26 protein-coding genes are annotated in these 24631 nt (G+C 75.4%); 16 read left to right on the forward strand and 10 right to left on the reverse strand.

All coding sequences use genetic code 11. From position 1 onward, the window contains the following. Positions 1-24: 24 nt before the first annotated feature. Together FB454_RS25420 and FB454_RS25425 are read right to left on the reverse strand one after the other, a co-directional pair. Positions 25-858, reverse strand: coding sequence for a fused MFS/spermidine synthase (locus FB454_RS25420; RefSeq protein WP_145823648.1), 834 nt, complete (start codon positions 856-858; stop codon positions 25-27). Positions 859-884: 26 nt separating this feature from the next. After that, positions 885-1856, reverse strand: coding sequence for a DUF2267 domain-containing protein (locus FB454_RS25425; protein ID WP_145823649.1), 972 nt, complete (start codon positions 1854-1856; stop codon positions 885-887). 183 nt (positions 1857-2039) lie between these two features. On the opposite strand from FB454_RS25425, the gene FB454_RS25430 reads away from it, so the two are divergent. Beyond that, positions 2040-2354 carry a hypothetical protein gene (locus FB454_RS25430; protein WP_013285984.1) on the forward strand — a complete coding sequence of 105 codons (315 nt, stop codon included), beginning with the start codon at positions 2040-2042 and terminating at the stop codon, positions 2352-2354. 93 nt (positions 2355-2447) lie between these two features. On the opposite strand, the gene FB454_RS25435 is transcribed toward FB454_RS25430, so the two are convergent. Continuing rightward, complete coding sequence (locus tag FB454_RS25435; RefSeq protein ID WP_225319670.1) at positions 2448-2795, reverse strand: STAS domain-containing protein; 348 nt, start codon at positions 2793-2795, stop codon at positions 2448-2450. A 43-nt stretch (positions 2796-2838) separates the two neighbouring features. Continuing rightward, the gene (locus tag FB454_RS25440; RefSeq protein WP_013285986.1) at positions 2839-3183 is read right to left on the reverse strand and encodes an STAS domain-containing protein; all 345 of its coding nucleotides are present in this window, start codon (positions 3181-3183) and stop codon (positions 2839-2841) included. A gap of 253 nt (positions 3184-3436) precedes the next feature. Here FB454_RS25440 and FB454_RS25445 point away from each other — a divergent pair, with 253 nt between their 5' ends. The 5 genes from FB454_RS25445 to FB454_RS25465 all read left to right on the forward strand — a co-directional run bounded on the left by FB454_RS25445 (position 3437) and on the right by FB454_RS25465 (position 7786). Next, positions 3437-5197, forward strand: coding sequence for a PP2C family protein-serine/threonine phosphatase (locus FB454_RS25445; RefSeq protein WP_053065524.1), 1761 nt, complete (start codon positions 3437-3439; stop codon positions 5195-5197). Further along, the gene (locus tag FB454_RS25450) at positions 5194-6240 is read left to right on the forward strand and encodes a cobalamin B12-binding domain-containing protein (protein ID WP_145752488.1); all 1047 of its coding nucleotides are present in this window, start codon (positions 5194-5196) and stop codon (positions 6238-6240) included. Before FB454_RS25445 ends, FB454_RS25450 begins: the two co-directional genes overlap by 4 nt. 76 nt (positions 6241-6316) lie before the next feature. After that, positions 6317-6664 carry an STAS domain-containing protein gene (locus FB454_RS25455; protein ID WP_013285989.1) on the forward strand — a complete coding sequence of 116 codons (348 nt, stop codon included), beginning with the start codon at positions 6317-6319 and terminating at the stop codon, positions 6662-6664. 71 nt (positions 6665-6735) lie between these two features. Beyond that, positions 6736-7182: a response regulator gene (locus FB454_RS25460; RefSeq protein WP_013285990.1), complete on the forward strand. Its 447-nt coding sequence runs from the start codon at positions 6736-6738 to the stop codon at positions 7180-7182. Between the two features lie 118 nt (positions 7183-7300). Then, positions 7301-7786: an ATPase gene (locus FB454_RS25465; protein ID WP_145752490.1), complete on the forward strand. Its 486-nt coding sequence runs from the start codon at positions 7301-7303 to the stop codon at positions 7784-7786. Positions 7787-7797: 11 nt separating this feature from the next. Here the strand turns inward: FB454_RS25465 and FB454_RS25470 are convergent, their stop codons facing one another. Then, positions 7798-8628: a hypothetical protein gene (locus FB454_RS25470; protein ID WP_435818686.1), complete on the reverse strand. Its 831-nt coding sequence runs from the start codon at positions 8626-8628 to the stop codon at positions 7798-7800. Between the two features lie 364 nt (positions 8629-8992). Between FB454_RS25470 and FB454_RS25475 the strand changes: the two genes are divergently transcribed. Then, positions 8993-9931: an endonuclease/exonuclease/phosphatase family protein gene (locus tag FB454_RS25475; RefSeq protein ID WP_225319668.1), complete on the forward strand. Its 939-nt coding sequence runs from the start codon at positions 8993-8995 to the stop codon at positions 9929-9931. A 4-nt stretch (positions 9932-9935) separates the two neighbouring features. Here FB454_RS25475 and FB454_RS25480 read toward each other — a convergent pair whose 3' ends face one another. Then, positions 9936-10364: an OsmC family protein gene (locus FB454_RS25480; protein WP_013285994.1), complete on the reverse strand. Its 429-nt coding sequence runs from the start codon at positions 10362-10364 to the stop codon at positions 9936-9938. An 80-nt stretch (positions 10365-10444) separates the two neighbouring features. Continuing rightward, positions 10445-11392: a serine/threonine-protein kinase gene (locus FB454_RS25485; protein ID WP_145823651.1), complete on the reverse strand. Its 948-nt coding sequence runs from the start codon at positions 11390-11392 to the stop codon at positions 10445-10447. A gap of 128 nt (positions 11393-11520) precedes the next feature. Here FB454_RS25485 and FB454_RS25490 point away from each other — a divergent pair, with 128 nt between their 5' ends. Beyond that, complete coding sequence (locus FB454_RS25490; protein ID WP_013285996.1) at positions 11521-11745, forward strand: hypothetical protein; 225 nt, start codon at positions 11521-11523, stop codon at positions 11743-11745. A gap of 30 nt (positions 11746-11775) precedes the next feature. Here the strand turns inward: FB454_RS25490 and FB454_RS25495 are convergent, their stop codons facing one another. Next, positions 11776-12573, reverse strand: coding sequence for an alpha/beta fold hydrolase (locus FB454_RS25495; RefSeq protein ID WP_145823652.1), 798 nt, complete (start codon positions 12571-12573; stop codon positions 11776-11778). Beyond that, on the reverse strand, positions 12570-13463 hold the full coding sequence (locus tag FB454_RS25500) for an SDR family oxidoreductase (protein WP_145823653.1): 894 nt from the start codon (positions 13461-13463) through the stop codon (positions 12570-12572). Before FB454_RS25500 ends, FB454_RS25495 begins: the two co-directional genes overlap by 4 nt. A gap of 135 nt (positions 13464-13598) precedes the next feature. Here FB454_RS25500 and FB454_RS25505 point away from each other — a divergent pair, with 135 nt between their 5' ends. The 5 genes from FB454_RS25505 to FB454_RS25525 all read left to right on the forward strand — a co-directional run bounded on the left by FB454_RS25505 (position 13599) and on the right by FB454_RS25525 (position 20302). Continuing rightward, positions 13599-14345, forward strand: coding sequence for a response regulator transcription factor (locus FB454_RS25505; RefSeq protein WP_030269147.1), 747 nt, complete (start codon positions 13599-13601; stop codon positions 14343-14345). Next, complete coding sequence (locus tag FB454_RS25510; RefSeq protein WP_071095283.1) at positions 14323-15855, forward strand: sensor histidine kinase; 1533 nt, start codon at positions 14323-14325, stop codon at positions 15853-15855. Before FB454_RS25505 ends, FB454_RS25510 begins: the two co-directional genes overlap by 23 nt. A 45-nt stretch (positions 15856-15900) precedes the next feature. Next, positions 15901-18225, forward strand: coding sequence for a glycosyltransferase family 39 protein (locus FB454_RS25515; protein ID WP_145823654.1), 2325 nt, complete (start codon positions 15901-15903; stop codon positions 18223-18225). A gap of 3 nt (positions 18226-18228) precedes the next feature. Next, positions 18229-19452, forward strand: a complete 1224-nt coding sequence (locus FB454_RS25520) for a dolichyl-phosphate beta-glucosyltransferase (RefSeq protein WP_145823655.1) — start codon at positions 18229-18231, stop codon at positions 19450-19452. Positions 19453-19576: 124 nt separating this feature from the next. Further along, complete coding sequence (locus FB454_RS25525; protein WP_013477026.1) at positions 19577-20302, forward strand: helix-turn-helix transcriptional regulator; 726 nt, start codon at positions 19577-19579, stop codon at positions 20300-20302. A 34-nt stretch (positions 20303-20336) separates the two neighbouring features. Here the strand turns inward: FB454_RS25525 and FB454_RS25530 are convergent, their stop codons facing one another. Beyond that, on the reverse strand, positions 20337-20738 hold the full coding sequence (locus tag FB454_RS25530; RefSeq protein ID WP_145823656.1) for a VOC family protein: 402 nt from the start codon (positions 20736-20738) through the stop codon (positions 20337-20339). Positions 20739-20920: 182 nt separating this feature from the next. Here FB454_RS25530 and FB454_RS35050 point away from each other — a divergent pair, with 182 nt between their 5' ends. From FB454_RS35050 to FB454_RS25540, 3 genes are read left to right on the forward strand one after another with little or no spacing between them, the layout of a single operon-like run. Beyond that, positions 20921-21079 carry a hypothetical protein gene (locus FB454_RS35050; RefSeq protein ID WP_013286005.1) on the forward strand — a complete coding sequence of 53 codons (159 nt, stop codon included), beginning with the start codon at positions 20921-20923 and terminating at the stop codon, positions 21077-21079. After that, positions 21076-22491 carry a methyltransferase gene (locus FB454_RS25535; RefSeq protein ID WP_145823657.1) on the forward strand — a complete coding sequence of 472 codons (1416 nt, stop codon included), beginning with the start codon at positions 21076-21078 and terminating at the stop codon, positions 22489-22491. The genes FB454_RS35050 and FB454_RS25535 overlap by 4 nt, the downstream gene beginning before the upstream one ends. After that, positions 22484-24529, forward strand: coding sequence for a sulfatase-like hydrolase/transferase (locus FB454_RS25540; protein WP_145823658.1), 2046 nt, complete (start codon positions 22484-22486; stop codon positions 24527-24529). Before FB454_RS25535 ends, FB454_RS25540 begins: the two co-directional genes overlap by 8 nt. The last annotated feature ends 102 nt before the right edge of the window (positions 24530-24631 follow it).

Below are 24631 nucleotides of genomic sequence, written 5' to 3' on the forward strand. Positions count from 1 at the left end.
GTGCTCGGGGTACGGAAACCCGGCTCAGCCCAGGTCGGCGTCGGTGACCGGGTGGGCACCCGCGGCGAACGCGTCGAGCGTCGCGCCGTGCAGCACCGTTCCGGGCACCGGGTCGGCGGCGACGCGGGTGGCGAGCCGGATCACCGGGATCCGGCCCGCCGCGGGCGTGGCGGCGAGCACCACGTTGCCGTAGCGGCGTCCGCGCAGCATCCGCCGGTCGGCGACCAGGCAGACGTCGGCGAACACCGCCCGCAGCGTCGCCACCTGTGACCGGGTGTGCGCCAGTGGCGGCAGGTCGGTGAGGTTGATCAGGTAGAGGCCGTCCGGGCGCAGCACCCGGGCCACCTGCGCCGCGAACTCGACCGCCGCCACCTGTGGCGGCATCCGGGCCGCCCGGTACACGTCGGCCACCACCACGTCGTACGTCCCGGACGGCTCCTCGGCGACCGCCTCCCGGGCGTCGCCGAGCGCCACCACCACCTCCGGTGGCAGCCGTGGCAGTTTCCGCCGGACCAGCTCGACCACGCCCGGATCGCGCTCGATCACCCGCTGCGCCGAACCGGGCCGGGTGCTCGCGAGCCAGCGCGGCAGCGTGAGCGCGCCGCCGCCGAGGTGCAGCGCGGTCAGCGCCGCGCCGCGCGGGGCGGCCAGGTCGATCGCGGCGGCGATCCGCCGCACGTACTCGAAGTGCAGGTACCGGGCGTCGGCCACGTCCACGTACGACTGCTCGACCCCGTCGGCCAGCAGCGTGCGCCCGGACGGGCGGGCCGGGTCCACCACGATCTCCAGGGTCTCGGTGTCGTCGTGATCCACGGCGGGACACGGTACCGCGCGGCCACGGGCGGCCCCGGCCCGCATGGGACCGGGGCCGTTCCGCCGCCGGGTCAGCCGGCCGCCATCCCGGCGCCGGCCTCGTCGACTGCCGCGTCCACCCGGTGCGCGAGGTCCACGTCCGCCGCCGTCACGCCGTCGACCTGCTGGGTCCGGACCGTCAGCACGGCGTTGTCCGGGTCGGGACGCCCGATCTGCGGCGAGCGTCCGACGTCGGACTTGAGCCGGTCCAGCCGGTCGAGCACCCGGTCCAGGTTGCCGCCGGGGAGCTCGATCGTGCGCACGAGCGAACGCCTGTCACTGGACCAGTAGGGCAGCGTCGCGAGCGCGTCGCGCAGCTCCGCCTCGGTCAGCGGCGCGGTGGCCGAGGACGCGCCCACCAGGCCGCCGCCGAAGTCGGCCGGCCCGAGCAGGTCACGCAACTCGTCGGGTACGCGCAGCGACTCGACCAGATCCGCGTCGGCCTCGGCGAGCGCGGCGAGCGTCGCCTCGGCCTGGTACCGCGCCTGCTCCGGGGTGAGGCGGCTGTACCGGCCGACCTCGGCCAGGAAGCCGGGCAGGTCGCGGCGGCGTTCCATGCCGTGCGCCGGCACCACGTCGTGCAGGGTCAGCGGCACCGCCTCCAGCAGCCGCTCCCGTTCCGTCTCGTCCAGCGCCCGGGCCAGGGCCAGCACGGTGGCCTCCGCCGCGACCCTGGCCGCGGAGAAGTCCACCCCCGCACGCCGGCTCACGTCGTCGACGAGATCCCGGTAGCCCATCGAGACCCCGGGTGACGGTGTCGGGTCCGGCAGCGGGCGCGGCCGCTCCGCGACCGCGGCCGGCGGCGGCGCGGGGCCACCCCGGGTCGTGTCCGGCTTGTGCCGTCCGGCCGGCGGCGGGCCGGACCGGTCGTGCTGGTCCAGCGAGGTGACCTGCTTGGACGCGCTGAGGCTGGCGCCGGTCTGGCTCGGCCGCAGCCCTCGCTCGCGGGCCTCGCGGGCCAGGGCCCGGCGGCGCTGGTTGTCGCCCTCCATCTGCTTGCGCATTGTCGCACCTCGTTCCTGGGTCGGTTGCGCTTGCGCCGACCGCGTTCCCGGCGCTGCCGGGAAGGTAACGGCGGACCGCCCGGCGGACGCTTCATTCGCTGCGGGTGAGGAGCGCTCACCCCGGCGGGCGGCAGGCTCGGACGGACCGGACAACTTCCGACGCACGCGGAAGGGCAGGTCGACATGAAACGGATCGTGGAGATCGTCCCCGCCCGTCCCGGCTGGTACGCCCGTTGGCGGATCGGCCCGGACGACACCCGCTCCTACCCGGTGACCCTCTGGGCGCTGCTGGAGCACCACGACGGCAGTGGACGCGAGGTGGTCGGCGTCGACTGCGTCGGGCAGTGGCCCGGAGCGGACGACGACGACATGAGCGGGGACTTCGTCCGTTATCTGTTCCAGACGCCCGATTCCGGCGCGCCGGAGGACGTCGAGCCTCCAGTCGCGGGGCAGTCGCGCGACGAAGCACCGCACCGGCAGGCCGCGCCCGCCGTCTGAGCCATCCTCCCGGCCCCCGGCCCCTGGTCCCAGGGTCGGGGGCCACCCCTGTCCGCGGGGCGTCCGCCCGTCTCGCGGGCGGCGCCGGCCGGGTCAGCCCGCCTCGCGGGCGCCGCCGGTCAGCTCCTGCGGCGGGGCGGCCAGCAACTCGGCCAGGCCGGTGCGGTCCAGCAGGTGCCTGATCTGCGGGTTCAGGTTCAGCAGGCGGATCGCCCCGGTGCCGGCCCGGTGGATCACCACGAGCGCGCTCAGGCCCGAGGAGTCGCAGAGGTCCACCCCGGCGAAGTCGAGTTCCAGCTCCTGGTGACCGTCGCGGCGCAGTCCGGCCACGGCGTCGACGAGTTCCGGCGCGGTGTCGAAGTCCAGCTCCCCGGCCAGCCGCACCCGGGCGGAACCGGCGTCGAGCCGGTCCACCTCGATGGTCAACATCTGGGAGGGCACGTTCCCATGTTCCCAGCCGGGCACGGCCGGGAAACCCCCGGGGTCACGCGGACGCTGTCGAACCCGGCGCGGCGAGGCCCGGCGCGTCGTCGACCGGCGAGCGGTCGAGCAGACCGGTGACGCCGGTCAGGTCGAGGATGGTCTCCAGGAACCGGGGGACCGACCGCAGCTCGATGGCGGTGCCTGCGTGCTGGCCCTCCCGCCAGGCGTGCACGATCACGGACAGGCCGGTGCTGTCCATGAACTGAAGACCGCCGAAGTCGAACACCAGCGTCGTCGGACGCGCGGTGAGCAGCCGGTCGATCTCGGCGCGCAGCGGGCCCGCCGTGGCGTACGCCAGGTCGCCGCCGACGACGACCACCGGGACGGCCGGGTTCGATCGATCCACGGAGATGCTCAGCGGGCTCGCCTCGGGCCTTCTCCGTTGAGGAACCACGTCACGCCTTTCCGCGGGGTTGCCGGTCGGGCCGGTATTGACAGGATCGTAACAACAGCGCCATCACCTCGCTGGATGCGCGAGCGGGCCGCAGCGCCGTGGGGTGGCGGTCCCGGCATACCGGCGTAGGGTGGGCGGTGATACGTGACCACAGGCGCCGGGTCCGGCGCCCCCGGGTGTCGACGAGGAGAGTGGGGCTCAGCTGGTGACTGCTGCCGACGTCAGGGGTGCCGACCCGGGCGACGGACGGATCTCCACGCCGAGCGCCGCACGGGCTCCGGCGTGGTCCGCCGCCGCGCCGGTGCCGTCCGCCCTGCCGCCGCTGGCAGCCGACCACGACCTTACCGTTCCCAACTGGTCCGAGGTGGTCGAGCACTTCCGTGAGGGCCTGGTCGTCTGCGACGCCGACGGTGTCGTCCAGCACGTGAGCCCGGTCGCGGAGCGGCTGATCCCCGAGGTGACGCCCGGCGAGCTGCTGGCCGCGGCCGGCCCGGTCCCGCTGCGCGGCGACGGCCCGGCCGAGTTCACCCACCACGGGCGGCGGCTGCGCGTACGCCCGGTGGCGTTGTCCCACCGCCGGCGCTGCTGGTACGTCGACGACGTCACCGAGAGCGTCAGCCGGGCCGACGCGCTGCTCGCCGAGCGGGCCCGCTCGGCGTTCCTCGCCGTGGTCGGCGAGAAGCTCGGCAACCCGCTGCACCCGGACCGGGCCGCCGCCGCCGTGGTGCGCCTGGCCGTACCCACGGCGGCCGACGTGGCGGTCCTCGTCCTCGCCCCCCGCTCCGGCCGCGCCCGCTGGTGGCGGGCGGTACGCGCGGACGACCGGCCGCCGGTGGTGGACAGCGGGGTGCTGCCCGCCACGGCGCTCCCCGTGGCCATCGAGGCCGGCCTGGCCGGCGCCGAGCCGCACGAGCTGGACTGGCTGGTCGAGCAGGCCGCCGAGGCGGGCTGGCTGCCCGGCCTGGACACCTCCGGCGCCACCGCCCGGGTGGTGCCGCTGCCCGGCCGGGAGGCGCCGGCCGGGGCCCTGCTGGTGGCCCGGCGCGCCGACCGCTGGTACGACGAGGCCGACGTGGACCTGGTCCGCGCGTTCGCGGCCCGCGCCGGCGCGGCGCTGACCACCGCCATGCTCTACCGCGACCAGGCCGAGGTCGCCGACACGTTGCAGGCCAGCCTGCTGCCGGTCGAGCCGGCCTCGGCGACGGGGGTGCAGTGGGGCACCGCGTACCGGCCGGCGCAGGCCGGGCTGCGCATCGGCGGTGACTTCTACGGCTCGCACCGGCTCGCCGACGGCGGCTCGGTCTTCTTCCTCGGCGACGTGTCGGGCAAGGGCGTGGAGGCGGCCGTGTTCACCGGTCAGCTGCGCCAGTGCCTCCAGGCGTTGCACCGGGTCGAGACCCAGCCGGGACGGCTGCTGAAGCTGCTCAACGACGCGCTGCTGGAGACCACGCAGGCGCACGGGCAGGGCCGGTTCGCCACCATGGTGCTCGGCGTGGCCCGGCCGCACCGCGACGGCGGCCTGACGCTGACCCTGGCCGGCGGCGGGCACCTGCCGCCGCTGGTGCTGCGGGAGTCCGGCGAGGTCGAGGTGGTGCCGTTGCGCGGCATGCTGATCGGTGTGGTGCCCGATCCCCGCATCGGCGAGGTGACGGTGCACCTGGCGCCGGGGGAGACCTGCCTGTTCTACAGCGACGGAGTGACCGAGGCGCGCGGCGGCCGGCGCGGTGACGAGCAGTTCGGCGCCGAGCGGCTGCTCAACGCGGTGACCGGCTGCCACCGGATGCCCGCGCCGGCGCTCGCCGAGCGGGTCGAGCAGGTGACCTGCGACTGGCTCGCGCACGGCGACCACGACGACATCGCCGTGCTGGCGCTGCGGGCCACCGGCCCGGCCGGGCGGGCGCCGCGGCACCTGCACGCGGTGCCGGATCCGGCCGTGACCGAACGAACGAGGGAGCTGTTCGCGTGACCGTGCCGACCGTCGAGGCCGACCCGGGCCACGCCTTCCCCCGCTATCTGGAGTGCCTGGCCGACGCCGACGAGTCCGCCGCCGTGTCGGTGGCCCGCGGGCTGCTGGAGGCGGGCGTGCCGGCCGAGCGGGTGCTGCTGGATCTGGTCGCCCCGGCCCAGGCCGAGGTGGGCGAACGCTGGGCCCGCAACGAGTGGAGCGTCGCCCAGGAGCACGCCGCCACCCACATCAGCGAGCGGGTGGTGGCCGCTGTGGCCGCGTACGCCGATCCCCGCCCGACCCGCGGGCGGATCGTGATGGCCTGCATGGACGGTGAGTGGCACGCGCTGCCGGCCCGGCTGGTGGCCGAGGTGCTGCGGCTGCGCGGCTGGCAGGTCGTCTTCCTCGGCGCCAGCGTCCCGGCCGCGCACCTGGTGTCCTACCTGCACCGTTACGACGCGGAGGCGGTGGCGCTGGCCTGCGCGCTGCCGATGCGGCTGCCGCACGCCCACCGGATGGTGGAGGCGTGCCGCCGCTCCGACGTGCCGGTGGTGGTCGGTGGCCGGGGCTTCGGCGACGACGGCCGCTGGGCCCGCGTGCTCGGCGTGCCGTGGGCGCCCGACGCGCCGGCCGCGGCGGACCTGGTGGCCGACGAGCGGGCGCTGCGCGAGACGCCGCCCGCGCGGCTGGATCACCTGGCCGACGACGAGTACGTCAGCCTGGTCAAACGGCGCGGCGAGCTGATCGACAGCGCCCTGGCCGACCTGCGCGAGCGGGTGCCGTCGACGGCCGGCTACACCCCGGCGCAGGTCGACTCCACGATCAGCGACCTCGGCTACATCGTGGACTTCCTGGCCGCCGCGCTCTACGTGGACGACGCGACGCTGTTCACCGGGTTCGTCGAGTGGCTGGTGGAGATCCTGGTCAGCCGCGGGGTGCCGGCGGGCGCGGTCGGGCTGACGCTGGAGCACTATGGACAGCAGCTGCGCGACTTCCCGCGCGCGGCCGCCTTCCTCGACCGGGGGAGGGCCCTGGTGGGCGGGTTGTCGGCGGCGGGCCGCTGACGGGCGCCGGGCCGGCCGTCGCATATACTTGCACCACTGCAAGGGTTCGCCTGCGGTGGGAGCGAGAGGGGCCACTGTGACGTTCACCGTCACGTACGCCCAGCGGGACGGGGGCGGCGTCTGCCTCCGGCTGGCCGGCGAGCTCGACCTCGGCACGGCCGGAGAGTTGAGCTCGGCGATCGACCGGGTGGTGGCGGAGGGGCACCGCGAGCTGCTGCTCGACCTCACCGAACTGACGTTCTGCGACTCCACCGGCATCGCGGCCTTCGTCCGGGGGGACAACATCGTCGCCGCCGACGGCGGCTGGCTGCGGCTCACCGGGGCGACCGGCCGGGTGGCCCGGGTGCTCCAGGTGACCGGGCTGGCCGAGGTGCTCCACCGCGGCCTCGACACCGCCGACCCGACCGCGCCGGCCGCCTCCTGATCCGGTACATTTCCCCGCCAGCAGCCGGCCGTGCGGCCGGACGCCCTCCTCACCACGAAGCAGGTAAACCGATGGGTCAGACCAGCCCCAGCCCCGTTCGCATCCTGGTGGTGGACGACGACCCGGGTGACGTCCTGATGATCGAGGAGGCGCTGGCCGACTCCGACGTCGACAAGGTGATCGACGTGGTCGCCGACGGCCAGGAGGCGATGGAGTTCCTCCGCCGCGAGGGCCGGCACACCGAGGCGCAGCGCCCCGACGTGATCCTGCTCGACCTGAACATGCCTCGGATGGACGGGCGGCAGGTGCTCGGCGAGGTCAAGGGTGACGAGAGCCTGCGGACCATCCCGATCGTTGTGCTCACCACCTCCAACGCCGACACCGACGTGGTCAGCAGCTACACGCTCCAGGCCAACGCGTATGTGACGAAGCCGATCGACCTGGACGACTTCAACGACGTGGTACGCCGGATCGACGAGTTCTTCGGACGGGTGGTCGTGCTCCCGAAGCACCCGTAGGGGCGGGAAGTCCGGGCCTCCGCATCCTGAACATTTTGCGGGAACGGCCGCGCCCGGGAGCGCGGGGACCGCAGGATCGGCAGGTGGGGACGCGCACCGGCTGCCTGGGGGGCGACGCATGAGGTTCTCGGTGGTGGAGACCGGCTACGACAGGCGGCAGGTCGACGCCTGTCTGGACGAGCTGAGCCTGCGGCTGGGTCGGCTGGCGGCGCGAGCGGAGGGCGCCGCCGGGGCCGGCCGGGAGTGGGACCAGATCCGGTCGGACGCCGTGCACCTGTGCGACTTCCTGCATCGCCGTACCGCGCCGGTCGAGACGGCCGCGTCCCACCCGTCCGTCGCCGAACGGGAGGCCGCCGAGCTGCTGGCGCAGGCTCGCGCCGAGCTGGAGGCCGCACGTGAGGAGGCCCGCCGGTTGCGGGAGGAGGCGTACGCCGAGGCCGTGCGGGCGCGCCGCGAGTTCGAGGCGGCCCTGCTGGCGCGCCGCCGCCGGGAGTCCCGGGTCGACGAGATCCTGGCCGGGGCGCGGGGCGAGCGGGTGGCGGTGGACACCCCCACCGCCGCGGCGAGCGTACGGCCCGGTGGCGCCGGGCGCAGCTCCGCCTGACCGGCGCCGGGTCAGACCAGCGCCGCCACCACAGTCGTGGCGCGCTTCTCGTGCCGGGCGTACGCGTCGGGGTAGGCGGACACCTGCACCGCCTGGGCCGCGGCGGTGACGCTCATGTCCTCCCAGCCCGGCACCTCGCGCAGCGCGGTGTAGAAGGCCCGGGCCGCGTACGCCGGCCGCATAAGCTGGGCGACGGTGCCCCAGCCGCTGCTGGGCCGCTGCTGGAACAGCCCGACCGAGTCGTGGTCGGAGCCGCTGCCCTGGTGCGGGTGGTCGAAGGACTGCGGCACCACGTCGCTGGCCAGGTTGTAGAGGTTGCTCTCCTGCATGGCGGTGGCGACTGCGACGACCAGGGCCCGGCGGGGCATCTTCATCTCCCGCCCCACGTCGACGATGGCCTTGGCGTTGTCCATCTGCCGTTGGTCCAGGCCGGCGACCGGCCGGGGGCGCTCGGGCAGCACGGGCTTGCGCGGCGGCTTCCTCGTCGCCGTGGCGCCGGGCGTGGGAGCCGGCGGCGGCAGGGCCGCGGCGGCCGGTGGCGCGACCCGGGTGAAGTCGCGGGAGGCGCGCTGGTCGGCGGCGGCCCGGTCGGCGACCGCCTCGCGTACCTCCAGGTGCGCCGGGCCGGTCTCGCCGACGCCCGCCACGCCGATCAGGCCGAGGCAGCAGGTGACGCCGGTGGCCACCGCGATCCGGCCGGGCACGGACCGGGCCGGGCCGCGTCGTGGCGGTTCCGGGGCGCGGTGACGCCCCACCCTCCGTTCGGCTGATGCCGGGTCAATCGTTCGGCGAACCGGGCGGTTGGCGGGCAACGGCTGATGATCGGGGTCGTCGGGGTGCACCCGCCGAGGCTAGAAAGCTTCCGGCCCTTTGCCATCGGGGTGATTGGTGGCATGCGCCACAATCTGCCGGATTCGCGGGCGACATCAGGGGTGGCGGATCAGGAAAACCGCTAACCGTGCGTACCCGGAAGAATGCCTATGTCGGTTTCGGTGGTGCGAAACGGACGCCGAGCCGACCCGGCGGCGGCCGACGCCCGGCTCCACCGTTCGGCCGAGGGTGCCCTGGTCGGCCGTCTCTCGCCCGCCGGCGGTCCGCCGACTCGCCGCGATCGACTCCTCGCGATCCGGCGGCTCGCGGTGCGAGGACCGTGGATCATGGCGACGCCGCCGCGCGGCGACCCGGGCGCTCGATACGATTCCGACGGTGACGCAGCGGATGGTCGACGAGCGCCCGCCCGGCCCCCGCAGCCGGCGCGGCGCCGTCGTCATCGTCTGCGCCGTGCTGCTCACGCTGCTGCTGGCCGGGCACCGGCTGGTGCCGAACGTCCACGGCCTGGGCAGCCTGGTGGACAGCGTCACCCCGCTGCTCGGAATCGCCGTACCGCTGCTCGCGCTCGCGGCGCTGCTGCGCCGCTCCCGGCCGGCGCTGCTGGCGGTGCTGCTGCCGGCCCTGGTCTGGGCCGGGCTCTACGGCCGCGCGTGGCTGCCCCCGGCCGCCGGCGCGGACGGCGCCGCGGTCCGCGTGGTCAGCCAGAACCTGCGCGTGGGCAACCCCGACCCGGCCGCCACCGTCGGCGCGCTCACCGGCGACGCCCCGGACCTGATCGGGCTCCAGGAGGTCGCCGACGGCGACCGGGTGGCGTCCGTGCTGGCCGAGCGCTACCCGCACCGGGCGGTGGTGTCGACTGTCGCGCTGTGGAGCCGGTGGCCGATCCGCGAGGCGCACGGTGTCGACACCGGGCTGGGCTGGGACCGCGCGCTGCGGGCCGTGGTCGCCGCGCCTCAGGGCGACCTGGCCGTGTACGTGGTCCACCTCGGCTCCGCGCGGGCCGGGCACACCGCCACCCGGGACCAGACCGTCGCCGCGCTCGCCGACGCCGTGCGTGCCGACCCGGCCGACCGGCTGGTGGTGCTCGGCGACCTGAACACCGCCACCACCGACCGGGTCTTCGACCCGCTGACCCGGCTGCTCGGCGACGCGCAGGCCGAGGCCGGGCAGGGATTCGGGTTCACCTGGCCGGCCGGGCTGCCGGTCACCCGCCCGGACCACGTCCTCTACCGGGGACTGACGCCGACCGCCGCCGGGGTGCTGCACACCCCGGACAGCGACCACCGCGCGGTCACCGCCGGCTTCCGCTGGTGAGATCTCAGTGCCGGCCGTTCTCCGCCGGGGTCACGGTGAGCCGGTGCCGGCTCGGGTCGCCACTGGAGAACGGCCAGAGCCGGTCGGCGTACGCGACCAGATCGGCCAGCTGGTCCCGGGTCAGTCCCGCCGAGGAGATCTCGGCGTGCACGTCGGCCCGGTAGCGGCCGTCGTCGTCGCGGCCCAGTTTCGCCTCGGCGGTCACCTGCACGGTGTGCGCCTCGTCGGTGATCTCCCCGGCCGCCTCCACCGCCGCGTGGTGCAGGCAGGAGGCGAACGCCGCGGCCAGGAGCTGCTCCGGCGTCAGACCGGTGCAGTGCGGCGCCAGCGGGGACGCCAGGGCGGAGGAGAGCCCGCCGTCGTCGGTGCGTACGTGACCGCCCGCCGCGGTCGCCGTGGCCGTCTCGGCCAGCCAGGAACTCGGATCCGGCATCGCGTTCCTCCCGTCACTCACCGGACCGCGTTCCCGGACCCCGAGCGGCGAAACCGCGCCCGAGCAGCCAGTAGGAGTGCTCAGCGGACCCGGCCGCTGGTCGCGGCGTCGACGGCCATCGCCTCGGTGGCCTCGGCGGCGGCCCGGCTGGTCCACGGCGACACCTGCGGCAGGCGCTGCCGGGGCAGCATCGCGGTCATCGGCACGTAGACCCGGGCGTCCACGGCCTCGGCCAGCAGCAACGCGGCCATCGGGCTGGTCGGCCGGGCGCACGGGTCGGCGTCGAGGCAGCGGCGGACGAGCTCGGCCACCTCGCCCGGCAGGCCGGGAACCTCGGGCAGCGGGCGGGGCGGCCGGCGGCGGCGCGACCCGAGCAGCTGGGTGGTGGTGCCGGCCTCGTACGGCAGTTCACCGGTGAGGCAGTAGTACAGCAGCACGCCCAGGGCGTACATGTCGGCGGCCGGGGTGGCCGGCCGGCGGTCGAGCTGCTCCGGCGCCAGGTACGCCGGGGTGCCCACGACGACGCCGTCCGGAGTGTGGTCCGGTGCGCCGGCCGGAGTGGCGATGCCGAAGTCGAGCACCTTCACCCCGCACGGGGTGAGGATCACGTTCGCGGGCTTGACGTCCCGGTGCACGATGTCGTGCGCGTGCGCGGCGGCGAGCGCGGCGCACACCTCGGCGCAGACCCGTACCGCGATGCGCCAGTCCAGCGGCCCGTTGCGCAGGTGCGCGGCGAGCGTCTCGCCCTCGGCCAGCTCCATCACGATGTACGGCACCGGGCGTCCGTCCGGCAGTGTCGCGGTGCCGAAGTCGTGCACGCTGGCGACGTTCGGGTGCACCAGCCGCGCCGCCGAGCGTGCCTCGGCCCGGATCCGGTCCACCGATCCGGCGTCGCCGTCCAGTGCGGGCGAGATGAGCTTCACCGCGACGGTCCGGTCCAGCACGCGGTCGTGCGCGCGCCACACCTCCGACATGCCACCCAGGCCGGCTCGCTGTTCGAGCTCGTACCGCCCGCCCAGCGTCCTCATCGCCACTCCTCGCCTCGTCCGGTGCCCTCCGGTCCCGCTACCCGGCCCCGGAGCTGTGCAAACCGCCGAGGGGCGGCGCCGCGGCGGGGTAGCTTCGCGGCGAGGGCGTCGACGGACGGAGGGCAGCGGTGGCCGTGGTGCGCGTGCGGTTCGTCGGCGGGCCGGCCGACGAGCTGACCCGGGACCTGCCCGCGGGGCCGGACGGCGCGCCGCCGCCCCGGTGGGTGCTGCGTCATCCGGAGGAACCGGCCGAGGGGGTGGCCGACCACCTCTACGAGCGCGACGACCACGCGTCGCCCGGCGGCTGGACGATGCGGTACGTGCACACGTTCCCGTTCGGCGCGACCGAGTGAGGTCGTCTCGCAGCGGCCGGACGCGGCGCGTCAGGCCGGCCGGACGCCGGTGGTGCCGAGGATGACCGAGGCGACGAGCTCCGGGTCGTCGTGCATGGGCACGTGCCCGCAGCCGGGCAGGTCCAGGTGCCGCGCGGCGGGCAGCCGGGTACGCGCCAGCGCCGCCTGCCGGTACGGCAGGATCCGGTCCCGAGTACCCCACGCGACTGTGACCGGCACGGTCGGCGCGCCCGCGTAGGCGTACCCCCGGCCGGCGCGGGCGACGGCGCGGAACGCCCGTGCCTGGCGCAGCGCGCGGGCGTCGGCGAGCGCGTCGTCGAGGGCCATCCGGTTGGGCCGGGCCAGGATCATGCCCATCGCCAGCATCCGCAGCGCGGGCGCGGCGAACAGGCGGCGCAGCACCGGTTCGGGCAGCCGGGCCGCGTTGCGGTGCAGCGCGAGCACCGTCAGCGCCCAGCGCAGCTCGCGCGCGGTGCAGAACCCGGCCGGCGACAGCGCGGTGGCCGAGGAGACCGCGCCGATCGCGGCCAGTTCGAGGGCGATCGCGCCGCCGAGGCTGTTGCCCGCGACGTGCGGGCGTTCCAGCCCGAACGCGGCGAACAGCTCGACCATGGCCACGGCCAGGCCGGGCATGTCGGCAGGCAGCCCGGCGGCGGGCACCGGGGAGCGGCCGAAGCCCGGCAGGTCGACGGCGATCACGTCGTGCGCCTCGGCGAGGCGATCCAGCACCGGACGCCAGGCGCCGCCGTGGTGGCCGATGCCGTGCAGCAGCACCAGCGTCGGCCCGGCGCCCCGCCGCTCGTAGACGACGTCCACCGGCGCGGTCACGGCCGCCCCTGCGGCGTGCTGGCGCCGAAGCCCCGGCCCAGCGCGCGGGACTGCTCCTCGATCAGCGGCACGGTGGCCCGGACGGTGCGGCCCACCAGCCGGTCGGCCAGCGGGCTGACCAGCACCGATCGCATCGCCTGCACGCCGGCCACGGCGCGCGGCACGTACACCCGGCGGCTGCGGCGCTCGATCGCCCGGACGAACGCCTCGGCGCACTCGGTCACCGTTGTGGTACGCCGCAGCGGCCAGGGCAGCTTCGCCAGCGCCGTGGAGAAGGCCGGCAGGTCGGCGCGCGCCTCGCGGACCAGGTCGGTGTCCACCCACGACGGATGGGCGGTGCCGACCGCCACGCCCCGGTGTGCCAGCTCCAGCCGGACCGCGTTGCCGAACTGCTCGACGCCGGCCTTGGAGGCGCAGTAGGCGGCCATGCCGGGCAGCGCGGCGAACGCCGCGGCCGAGGAGACGATCAGCAGATAGCCACCCCGGTCGACGAGCGCGGGCACGGTCGCCGCCGCGGTGCGCATCACCCCGATCAGGTTGACCTCGACCGTACGCACCAGCGCCTCGACGTCGCCGACGGCGATCGTGCCGCGGTTGGCCACCCCGGCGTTCGCCACCACCGCGTCGATCCCGCCCAGCGTCGCGAGTGTCCCGTCCACCGCCGCGGCGAGGGCGTTCTGGTCGGTGACGTCGGCGGCGAACCATGCGTGCCCCGGGCCCAGCTCGGCGGCGAGCGCGGCGAGCCGGTCGGGTTCCAGCCCGACGAGGGACAACCGGGCGCCGCGCGCCGCGGCGAGGCGGGCGGTGTGCTCGCCGATGCCCCGGGCCGCGCCGGTCACCAGCACCACCTTGCCGGCCAACCGGCCGGAAAAACGACCATCGATGGACATGCCGGGAAGTTACCACCGGGTAGCCCCGGTGCGGAAGACCCCGTCGACCTGCCCGGATCGCCGCCGCGCGGCGCGCACAGCTGGTACACAGGATCGGGACAGCCCGCCGACAGCGGGTCCGCCCACGATGGGGGCATGGTCATGAACGCGCAGTCCGCGCAGGGTCGCATCGAACTGCGCCGACCGGACGGCGAACCGGTGCGGGTGCTCGTCGTCGACGACGAGCCGACACTCACCGACCTGCTCTCGATGGCGCTGCGGTACGAGGGCTGGCAGGTCGCCACCGCCGGCAGCGGCATGGCGGCTGTCACCACCGCCCGCCAGTTCCGCCCGGACGCCGTGGTGCTCGACGTGATGCTGCCCGACCTGGACGGCTTCCAGGTGCTGCGCCGCCTGCGCGAGCAGTTCCCGAGCGTGCCGGTGCTGTTCCTGACCGCCCGCGACGCGGTGGAGGAACGCGTCGCCGGGCTCACCGTCGGCGGCGACGACTACGTCACCAAGCCGTTCAGCCTGGAGGAGGTGATCGCCCGGCTGCGCGCGCTGCTGCGCCGTTCCGGCTTCGCGGTCGCCGCCCGCCAGGAGGCGGTGCTCACCGTCGGCGACCTCACCCTCGACGAGGACAGCCACGAGGTACGCCGCGGCGACGACCTGATCACGCTCACCGCCACCGAGTTCGAGCTGCTGCGCTACCTCATGCGCAACCCGCGCCGGGTGCTCAGCAAGGCGCAGATCCTCGACCGGGTGTGGAACTACGACTTCGGCGGCCAGGCCAACGTGGTCGAGCTGTACATCTCGTACCTGCGCAAGAAGATCGACGCGGGCCGCGCGCCCATGATCCATACGCTGCGCGGGGCGGGCTATGTCCTCAAACCCGCCGAGTGACAGGGGCGGCCGGCTGCGCCGCCGCCTGGCCGGCTGGTCGCTGCGCCGCCGCCTGGTGCTCTCCGTGGTGGCGCTGCTCGCGCTGGTGAGCATCGGCATCGGCGGCCTGACCACAGTCGCGCTGCGACACTTCCTGATCGACCAGATCGACAACCAGCTCACCTTCGGCGACCGGCGGCCCGCCGACTTCGAACGCTGGGCCCGCCGCGGCGTCGACCCGCCGCGACCGGACCAGCGGCCCACCCCGCCGGACTCCGACGAGGTGGCGCCGGACCCCCCTGGCGGCTTCCCGCCGGGCTCGATCGCCGTCCGGGTGCCCGCCGCCGCCGAACCCGTCGGCCGGGTCCGGTCCGGAAACGGCGACAGCGAGGAGGTGCCCGCCGCCGACCTGACCGCGCTGGCCCGCGTACCCGTCGGCGACCGCCCGCACACAGTCGTCGTCGGCGACCGGGGCGACTACCGCGCGATCGCGCTCCCGTCGCCGCGCGGCGACGGCGACGTGCTGGTCCTCGCGATCCCGCTGGCCCAGGTCGACGACACCGTCATGTGGATGCTCGTCGCGCAGGCCGGGGTGATCGGCGCCGGCCTGGTCATCGCCGGCGCCCTCGGTCTGCTCATCGTCCGGGTGACGCTGCGGCCGCTCAACCGCGTCGCCGCCACCGCCGCCCGGGTCACCGAACTGCCGCTCGACCGCGGCGAGGTCGCCCTGTCCGTGCGGGTGCCGGCCGCCGACACCGACCCCCGCACCGAGGTCGGGCAGGTCGGCGGCGCGCTCAACCGGATGCTCGGCCACGTCGCCGCCGCGCTCGCCGCCCGGCAGGCCAGCGAGACCCGGGTACGCCAGTTCGTCGCCGACGCCAGCCACGAGCTGCGCACCCCCCTCGCTGCCATCCGCGGGTACGCCGAGGTGGCCCGCCGGGGCCGCCAGGAGGTGCCGCCCGACGTGGCGCACGCGCTGCGCCGCGTCGAGTCGGAGAGCACCCGGATGACGAGCCTCGTCGACGACCTGCTGCTGCTGGCCCGGCTGGACTCCGGCCGCCCGCTCGCCGCCGAGCCGGTCGACCTGACCGCCATGGCCGTGAACGCGGTCAGTGACGCGCACGTCGCCGGGCCCGACCACCGCTGGCAACTCGACCTGCCCGACGAGCCGCTCACCGTCACCGGCGACGCCCACCGGCTGCACCAGGTGCTGGCGAACCTGCTGGCGAACGCGCGGGTGCACACCCCGGCCGGCACCACAGTCACGGTCCGGCTCGCGCCCGCGCCCGGCGGCGTCGAACTACGCGTCACCGACGACGGGCCGGGCATCCCGGAGCAGTTGCAGCCGGAGGTCTTCGAGCGGTTCGCGCGCGGCGACACCTCCCGCTCCCGCGCGCAGGGCAGCACCGGCCTGGGCTTGGCCATCGTCGCCGCCGTGGTGGAGGCGCACCACGGGCGGGTCGACGTGGTCAGCCGGCCCGGCCACACCGCGTTCACGGTCTGGCTGCCCGGATCCACAGCCGACGCATAGGCCGCTCACGGGAGCGGGCCAGCGGGCCCGCCGAGTCTTGCCGGCATGAACCGAACCGACAGCCCGCCGACCGTGCCCACGGCCGGTCCACCCGGCACCGAGCCGGCCCCCGCGCCCGTACCTGAGGAGACCCGCACCGGCCGCGATCCGCGCTGGGCCCGGCCGGCCCTGGCCGGCCTGCTGGTCGCGACCGCGCTGCTCTACCTGTGGGGCCTGGGCGCCTCCGGCTGGGCCAACGCGTTCTACTCCGCCGCCGTGCAGGCCGGGTCGCAGAGCTGGACGGCGTTCTTCTACGGCTCCTCGGACGCGGCCAACTCGATCACAGTGGACAAGACCCCCGCCTCGCTGTGGCTGATGGCGCTCTCGGTGCGCATCTTCGGCCTGAGCGGCTGGTCGATCCTCGTGCCGCAGGCGCTGCTCGGCGTCGCCTCCGTCGGCGTGCTGTACGCGACCGTCCGCCGCTGGTACGGCCCGGCCGCCGGCCTGCTCGCCGGCGCGGTGCTCGCGCTCACCCCGGTGGCGACGCTGATGTTCCGGTTCAACAACCCGGACGCGCTGCTGGTGTTCCTGCTCGTCGCCGCCGCGTACGCCACGGTGCGCGCGGTCGAGACGGCGAGCACGCGGTGGATCGTGCTGACCGGCGTGCTCGTCGGCTTCGGCTTCCTCACCAAGATGCTCCAGGCGTTCCTGGTGATCCCGGTCTTCGCCGGGGTCTACCTGCTGGCCGCGCCGACCGGACTCGGACGGCGGATCCGGCAGCTCCTGCTGGCCGGGCTCGCAGTGGTCGTCTCCGCCGGCTGGTGGGTGGCGATCGTCGAGCTGACGCCGGCGAGCGCCCGCCCGTACATCGGCGGCTCGCAGAACAACAGCATCCTGGAGCTGACGCTCGGCTACAACGGGCTGGGCCGCATCACCGGCGACGAGGTGGGCAGCGTCGGCGGCGGTGGCGGCCGGCCCGGCGGGGGAGGCGGCGGGCCGTTCTCCGGTCAGACCGGTCTCCTGCGGATGTTCGACACCGAGGTCGGCGGGCAGATCTCCTGGCTGCTGCCGGCCGCGCTGATCCTGCTGGTCGCGGGGCTGTGGCTGGCCGGGCGGGCACCGCGTACCGACCGCACCCGGGCCGGTCTGCTGCTGTGGGGCGGCTGGCTGCTGGTCACCGGACTGATCTTCAGCTTCATGTCCGGGATCTTCCACGCGTACTACACGGTCGCCCTGGCCCCGGCGGTCGGCGCGCTGGCCGGCATCGGCGTCACGCTGCTGTGGCGCGCCCGCTCAGCACCGGGCCGGTGGCGCCGGTTCGCCGCCGCGCTGGTCCTGGCCGGCACGCTGGCGGTCACCGCCTGGTGGTCCTGGCACCTGCTCGGCCGCACCCCCGACTGGCACCCCTGGCTGCGCTCCACAATCCTGGCCGTGGGCCTGACCACCGCAGCCCTCCTGGCCACCTCGGCGGTGATCAAGGAGTTCGCGTCCGGGAACGGCGTTCAAAGTGACGCGAACTCCTTGGTCAACTCGGAGACGGGGGTGGCGGCGGGGCCCGGGGCTGGGTTTGCCGGGCGGGTTGTGCGGTGGGTGGTGCCGGTGGTGTCTGTCGCCGGGATCGCGGTGGCGCTGGCCGGGCCGGCCGCGTACGCGATGCAGACCGCTGCCACCCCGCACAGCGGCTCGATCCCGAGTGCCGGGCCGGCCGGAGCTGGTGGCTTCGGCGGCCCCGGCGGACCGGGCGGCCGGATGCCGGGCGGCGGGAACGGGCAGTTCCCGGGCTTCCCTGGTGGCCCGAACGACACCGGCTCGGACGGCACGGGTTCCGACGGCTCCGGCCCGGGCGGTACCGGCCAGGACGGCGGGGCGAACGCCGGTGGGTTCCCCGGATTCCCTGGTGGTGGTTCGGCCCCGGGCGCGCCCGGCGGCACAGGTCAGGACGGCGGCACCGCGCCGGGCGGCTTCCCCGGGCAGGACGGCGGGACCGGGCAGGAGGGGCGGGGGCAGCGCGGCGGCGGCATGGGCGGGCTGCTCGACGCCCGTGAGCCGAGCGCCGAGATGACCGCGCTGCTCACCGCCGACGCCGACGACTACACCTGGGTCGCCGCGACTGTCGGCTCGAACAACGCCTCCGGCTACCAGCTGGCGACCGGCCGGCCGGTCATGCCGATCGGCGGCTTCAACGGCAGTGACCCGTCGCCGACGCTCGCCCAGTTCCAGCGGTACGTCGCCGACGGGCGGATCCACTACTTCCTCGGCGGCGGTGGGTTCCGGGCCGACGGCGGCAGCAACGCCTCGGCCGAGATCGCCGCGTGGGTCACCGAGACCTTCACCGCCACCACCGTCGACGGCGTGACCGTGTACGACCTGAGCAGCGGAAAGCAGGGCTGAGCGATGACTGGCACGTACGCGCCCCGGGCCGCCGTGCAGGCCCGGCCCGCCGCCGACAGCGCGGTGCTCGACGTGGTGGTCCCGGTCTACAACGAGGAGACGGACCTGGGGCCCTGCGTCCGGCGGCTGCACGCGCACCTGACCGCGCACTTCCCGTACCCGTTCCGGATCACTGTGGCCGACAACGCCAGCGTGGACGGCACCCCGGCGGTGGCGCGGGCGCTCGCCGACGAGCTGCCCGGGGTGGGGGTGCTGCGCCTGGACGAGAAGGGCCGCGGGCGGGCACTGCGCGCCGCCTGGTCGGCCTCGCCGGCGCCGGTGCTCGCGTACATGGACGTGGACCTGTCCACCGACCTGGCCGCGCTGCTGCCGCTGGTCGCCCCGCTCATCTCCGGGCACTCGGACCTGGCCATCGGCACCCGGCTGGCGCGGACCAGCCGGGTGGTCCGGGGTGCCAAGCGGGAGGTCATCTCGCGCGGCTACAACCTGCTGCTGCGTGGGGCGCTCGCGGCGCGTTTCTCCGACGCACAGTGCGGTTTCAAGGCGATCCGCGCCGACGTGGCCGCCGAGCTGCTGCCGCTGGTGCGTGACACCGGCTGGTTCTTCGACACCGAGCTGCTGGTCCTGGCGCAGCGGGCCGGGCTGCGCATCCACGAGGTGCCGGTGGACTGGGTGGACGACCCGGACAGCCGGGTCGACATCGTCGCCACCGCGCTGGCCGACCTGCGCGGCATCGGGCGGCTGGGCCGGGCGCTGGTGACCGGGGCGCTGCCGCTGGCGCAGTTACGCGCCCAGCTCGGCCGGGGGCCGTTGCCGGCCCTGCCGGCGCAGGTGCCGATCGGGTTGCCGCGCCAGCTCGCCCGGTTCGCCGCTGTGGGCGTGGCGAGCACGCTCGCGTACCTGCTGTTGTTCCTGCTGGCCCGCGGCCCGCTCGGGGCGCAGCCGGCGAACCTGCTGGCGTTGCTGCTCACGGCGGTGGCCAACACGGCCGCCAACCGGCGGCTCACGTTCGGGGTCACCGGGCGCCGCCACGCCGGCCGGCACCACCTCCAGGGCCTGCTCGCGTTCGCCCTCGGCCTGGCCCTGACCAGCGGTTCCCTGGCCGCGCTGCACGCCACCACAACCCCGAACCGCGCGTTGGAGCTGACCGTCCTGGTAACGGCCAACCTGGCCGCGACGGCCCTGCGCTTCCTCCTGCTCCGCCTGGCCATGCACCACCGCCCCTGACCCCCACCGCCCTGACCCCACCCCGTCGATCATGAGGTTGGCGGTGCGACACGCCGGGCGCCGACACCGTCAACTTCATGATCGACGGGGAGGGTGGGAGGCGGGAGGGTGGGAGGGTGGGGGCGTGTACCGGGAGTGGAAGGTGGCGGGGGTTCCGGGCGGGGTGCTGTGGAGCAGCGTCTCGGGCGGGAGTGAGACGCGGGTGCTGCCGGACGGGTGCCTGGATCTGCTCTGGTCCAGCCGGTCCGGGCTGCTGGTCGCGGGTCCGGACCGCACCGCGCACCTGTCGCGGTCGGCGCCGGGGGATCGGTGGATCGGGCTGCGCCTGCCGCCGGGGACCGGCCCGGCCGTGTTCGGGGTGCCGGCCGAGGAGTTGCGGGACCGCCGCGTATCGCTCGCCGACCTGTGGGGCCGCGCCGCCGCCGAGGTGACCGAGCGGGTCGAGGCCGCGCTGGCCGCGCCGGGCGACGAGGCCGCCGGGGTGCTCACCCGGGTCGCCCGCGACCGGCTGCGCGCGGCCGGCGGCCCCGACCCGATCGGCGCGCATGTCGCCGCCCGCCTGGCCGCCGGGGCCACCGTCGCCGCGACCGCCGCCGAGGTCGGCCTCGGCCCGCGCGCCCTGCACCGGCGCAGCCGGGACCTCTTCGGGTACGGCCCGAAGACGCTGGCCCGCATCCTGCGGATGCGCCGCGCGCTGGACCTGGCCCGCGCCGGTGCGCCGCTCGCCGAGGTGGCGGTGCGCAGCGGGTACGCCGACCAGGCCCACCTGACCCGCGAGGTGCGGGAGCTGGCCGGGGTGCCGCCGACCCGGCTGCTCGCCCCGGCCCGGAGCCGCCCGCAGGCGACCTGACCGGCCCGGAAGCGGCCCGCGAGCCGGCTCCCGTCTACTCGGCCGCAGGCGGCGGGGCGAACAGGTCCACGCCGTTGCCGTCCGGGTCGTGCAGGACCGCGTACCGCTGCCCCCAGAACGCGTCCCACGGCGGCATCTCGCCGTGGTGCCCGGCACCGGTCAGCTCGGCGTACCAGCGGTCCACCTCCGACGGGTCGGCGCACCGGAAGGCCAGGCTCATCCGGTTGTTGCCGCCGGACGGGTCGAAGTCGGGGTGGAAGCTGCGGATCACCTCGACCGTGTCCCAGGCCAGCCGTACGCCGTTCGGCAGGGTGACCTCGACGTGCCCTTCCGTCTCGGCGCCGGCCGGGATCGGCAGCCCCAGCCGCCGGTAGAAGTCGAGCGTGCGGGCCATGTCGGTGACCACGGTCCCGACCAGATCGAACTGCGGTGTCATGCCGGCCACGGTAGGCGCGACCGGCCCGGCCCGTCTTGAACGGATCGGACGGGGGACGAGTGGCCGGTGTGGCCGCGCACCCGGACGCCGAGACGTTACGGTGAGGGACAAGTCCGGCTCCGAGCAACAAAGCTCGCATTCCGGGCGTGCTCCGATGACCGGCGAGGGAAGGAAAAGCAGCCGTGACGCATCTGGCCTACCTGGACGCGGGATCCGGCAGTCTCATCGTGCAGGCGGTGGTCGGCGGGGTGGCCGGGGTGGCGGTGGCCGCCAAGCTCTACTGGCGCCGCCTGGTGTCCCGGTTCCGGCGTCAGCCCTCCGACCAGGGCCCGGCGGCGTGACGATCCCCGCCACCGGCGTCCGCGTCGAGCCCGGCTCCTTCCGCGACCCCGGCAACCGGGTGTTCCACCGGGGCGAGGAGGTGCTGCGCGGGCTCGACGAGCGCTCCGCCCGGGACTGGCGGGCGCTGTCCGTCACCGACTTCTTCCGGCACGCCACCAGCACCGGGCAGATCGTCGGCACCGAGGAACTGACCCCGACCCCTGTCGACGCGCCCTGGACCACGGTGCTGCGGCACGAGCGGATCCCGTTCGTCTCGCACCCCTACGAGTGGTCGTCCGCGATGCTGCGCGACGCGGCGCTGCTGCACCTGGACGTGCTGCGCGCCGCCCTGGAAGCAGGCTTCACCACGAAGGACGGCTCGGCGTACAACGTGCAGTGGCGCGGCGCCCGGCCGGTCTTCATCGACGTCGGCTCGTTCGAGGCACTGCGCGACGGCGAACCCTGGGCCGGCTACCGGCAGTTCTGCCAGACGCTGCTCTACCCGCTGCTCATCCAGGCCCACCTCGGGCTGGACTTCCAGCCGTTCCTGCGCGCCCGCGTCGACGGCGTCGAACCGGACCAGATGCGCCGGCTGTTCGGCGGCACCCGGCGCTGGCGGGCCGGCGTGCCCACCCACGTGCACCTGCACGGCGCCATGCAGGCCCGCAACTCCGCCGCGAGCACCACAGACGTCCGCGCCCAGTTGCGCGCCGCCGGGTTCTCCCGCGAGCTGGCGCTGGCCACGGTACGCGGGCTGACGAAGCTGGTCCGCCGGCTCGACCACCGGCCCGGCGACAGCCACTGGTCGGACTACCAGCGCACCTGCGCGTACTCGGTGCCGGACCGGCAGGCCAAGGAGGAGTTCGTCGACCGGGCGATGGCCGCCGTCGGTGGCGGCTCGGCGCTGGACCTGGGTGCCAACGACGGCCGGTACGCCCGCATCGCCGCCCGGCACGCCGCGCACGTCGTCGCCGTCGAGCAGGACCCGGCGGTCGTCGACACGCTCTACCGCGCGCTGCGCGAGGAGGGCGAGACACGGATCCTGCCGCTGGTGATGGACCTGGCCGACCCGTCCCCGGGCGGCGGCTGGCGCGGCGTCGAGCGGGCCGCGTTCGCCGACCGGGCCCGCGCGGACACCGTCCTGGCCCTGGCCGTGGTGCACCACCTCGCGATCGGGCGCAACGTGCCGCTGCCCGAGGTGCTCGACCAGCTCACCGTGCTCACCGTCACCGGCGGCAGCCTGGTGGTGGAGTTCGTCCACCCGGACGACCTGATGGCCCGCCGCCTGCTGGCGAACAAGCCCGACGGCCTGTTCCCGGACTACCGGCGCGACGTCTTCGAGGCGCTGCTCGCGCGCCGGGGCCGGGTGGTCGCCCGGACCGAGCTGCCGTCCGGCACCCGCACGCTCTACCAGGTGGTGGTGGGTGGCTGAGGACACCCTCGCGCCACCCCGCGACCACACGGCCGTCCCGGTCCGGCGGGAACGCCGGCAGTGGTGGCGCGCCGAGGCGGCCCGGCTGGCCGAGGTGGTGGCGCTGGTCGGGCTGGTGGTCACCCAGCCCTTGCTCGACGTGCTCGGCCGCAGCCCCGACTTCTTCCTGTTCCACCGCGCCTCCCGGGCCGACGTGCTGCTGCTGGTCGCCCTGATCGCGCTCGCGCCGACAGCGCTGTTCGCGCTGCTGGGCGCGTTTGCGCTGTTCGCCGGACGCCTCACCCGGGCCGCCGTGCACACCGTGTTCGTGGGCCTGCTGCTCGCCGCGCTGGCGGTCCAGGTCGGCCGGCACGTCACGCCGCTTCGGGGCGTACCCCTGCTCGTTGTCGCCGGTGTGGCCGGAGCCGCCGGCGCGGCCGCGCACCGGCGGTGGCGGGCGCCCCGGCGGGTGCTGCGGGTCGCCGCCGCCGGGCCGCTGGTGTTCGTCGGGCTGTTCCTGTTCGCCTCGCCCGCCTCGGCGGTGGTGCTGCCGCGCGGCGAGGGCGGCGCGGCCGGTGTGGCCGGCGCGGGCGCGCACCCGCCGGTGGTCATGATCGTGCTGGACGAGTTGCCGCTCGTCTCCCTGCTCGGCCCGGACGGCCGGATCGACGCCGAGCGCTACCCGAACTTCGCGGCACTGGCCGGCGGCTCGACGTGGTACCGCAACGCCACCGGCGTCAGCGGCTGGACGCCCTACGCGCTGCCCGCGATGCTCACCGGGCGCTACCCGGAGCGGGGGGCGGCGCCGCACTACTCGCAGTACCCGGACAACCTGTTCACCGCGCTCGGCGGCCTCTACCGGATCAAGGCCGAGGAGAGCATCACCCGGCTCTGCCCGCCGAGCCGCTGCGAGCAGGCCACCACCCCGGAACAAGGGCTCGGCGTGCTGGTCCGGGAGAGCGGCCGGCTGCTCGGACGGATCGCCGCGCCGGTGGACAGCCGGATCGACCCGGAGGACTCCTACCGCGAGCGGACCGCCGCCGAGGCCGGGCTGGACGCCGCCGAGCCGGTGCCTGACGACCCGAAGTTCCGCTGGGACACCCTGGATGACAACCAGCCGGCCCGGTTCACCTCGTTCCTGGCCGGGCTGCGCCCCGACACCCGGCCCACGCTGCACTTCCTGCACCTGCTGATGCCGCACTCGCCGTGGGCGTACCTGCCGTCCGGAGCGCACTACGCGGCGCCGGACGACCTGCCCAACGACGGCACCGGCTGGGTCGACCTGGCCCGCGCCCGGCACCTCGCCCAGCTCGGCTACACCGACCGGCTGATCGGCGAGACGCTGCGGACGCTGCGCGCCACCGGCCTCTACGACCAGGCGCTGGTTATGGTCACCGCCGACCACGGCGTCAGCTTCCGCCGGGACTGGCAGGGCCGGGGGATGGACGCCATCGACCACGCCGCGAACGAGGTGGCCTGGGTGCCGATGTTCGTCAAGGAACCCGGCCAGCGCGCCGGACGGGTGGACGACCGCAACTGGGAGCACGTCGACCTGCTGCCCACGATCGCCGACGAGACGCACATGCGGGTGCCCTGGCGGATGGACGGCCGGTCGGCGAAGGCGGCCCCGCGCGAACGGGCCGACAAACGCTTCTACGACCGCCCCGGCCAGCCGGTCACCGTCAACGGCGGTGTGCCCGCGCCGCTCCCGCCGCCTCCCGTCGACCCGCTCGTCGGCACCCGGGTCGGTGACGTGCCGGTCGCCGGGACCGCCACGGTGGCGAACCGGGACGCGTTCGACGCGGTCGACCCGGCCGGCGGCGGGCTGCCCGCGATGGTCTGGGGCACCGTGCCGGACGGCGTACCCGACGGCACCCGGCTCGCCGTGGCGGTCAACGGCACCGTCGGCGCGGTGGTGCCCGTGGTGCCCCCGGACGCCGCCGGGCGGCGGTTCGCCGCGCTGCTCGCCGACGACCGTCTGTTCGCCGCCGGAGCCAACCGGCTCGACCTCTACCGGGTCGGCGACGACGGGACGCTGCGGCGGCTCACGCTGTCGTGACGGACCTCCCGAACATGCCCATGGCCGCGCTCCCATCCGGTTTCCGGACCGGCTGGCCGGGAAACAGGTGACGCACACCTCACCCTCAAACCATGACGAGCG

Source organism: Micromonospora sp. CNZ297 (assembly GCF_007827625.1).

What these genes read in the sequence shown, in the direction of transcription:
- FB454_RS25420 (WP_145823648.1), bottom strand. Translation starts at nt 858, where the DNA reads ATGCGGGCCGGGGCCGCCCGTGGCCGCGCGGTACCGTGTCCCGCCGTG.
- FB454_RS25425 (WP_145823649.1), bottom strand. Translation starts at nt 1,856, where the DNA reads ATGCGCAAGCAGATGGAGGGCGACAACCAGCGCCGCCGGGCCCTGGCC.
- FB454_RS25430 (WP_013285984.1), top strand. Translation starts at nt 2,040, where the DNA reads ATGAAACGGATCGTGGAGATCGTCCCCGCCCGTCCCGGCTGGTACGCC.
- FB454_RS25460 (WP_013285990.1), top strand. Translation starts at nt 6,736, where the DNA reads ATGGGTCAGACCAGCCCCAGCCCCGTTCGCATCCTGGTGGTGGACGAC.
- FB454_RS25465 (WP_145752490.1), top strand. Translation starts at nt 7,301, where the DNA reads ATGAGGTTCTCGGTGGTGGAGACCGGCTACGACAGGCGGCAGGTCGAC.
- FB454_RS25480 (WP_013285994.1), bottom strand. Translation starts at nt 10,364, where the DNA reads ATGCCGGATCCGAGTTCCTGGCTGGCCGAGACGGCCACGGCGACCGCG.
- FB454_RS25485 (WP_145823651.1), bottom strand. Translation starts at nt 11,392, where the DNA reads ATGAGGACGCTGGGCGGGCGGTACGAGCTCGAACAGCGAGCCGGCCTG.
- FB454_RS25500 (WP_145823653.1), bottom strand. Translation starts at nt 13,463, where the DNA reads ATGTCCATCGATGGTCGTTTTTCCGGCCGGTTGGCCGGCAAGGTGGTG.
- FB454_RS25505 (WP_030269147.1), top strand. Translation starts at nt 13,599, where the DNA reads ATGGTCATGAACGCGCAGTCCGCGCAGGGTCGCATCGAACTGCGCCGA.
- FB454_RS25510 (WP_071095283.1), top strand. Translation starts at nt 14,323, where the DNA reads ATGTCCTCAAACCCGCCGAGTGACAGGGGCGGCCGGCTGCGCCGCCGC.
- FB454_RS25515 (WP_145823654.1), top strand. Translation starts at nt 15,901, where the DNA reads ATGAACCGAACCGACAGCCCGCCGACCGTGCCCACGGCCGGTCCACCC.
- FB454_RS25520 (WP_145823655.1), top strand. Translation starts at nt 18,229, where the DNA reads ATGACTGGCACGTACGCGCCCCGGGCCGCCGTGCAGGCCCGGCCCGCC.
- FB454_RS25530 (WP_145823656.1), bottom strand. Translation starts at nt 20,738, where the DNA reads ATGACACCGCAGTTCGATCTGGTCGGGACCGTGGTCACCGACATGGCC.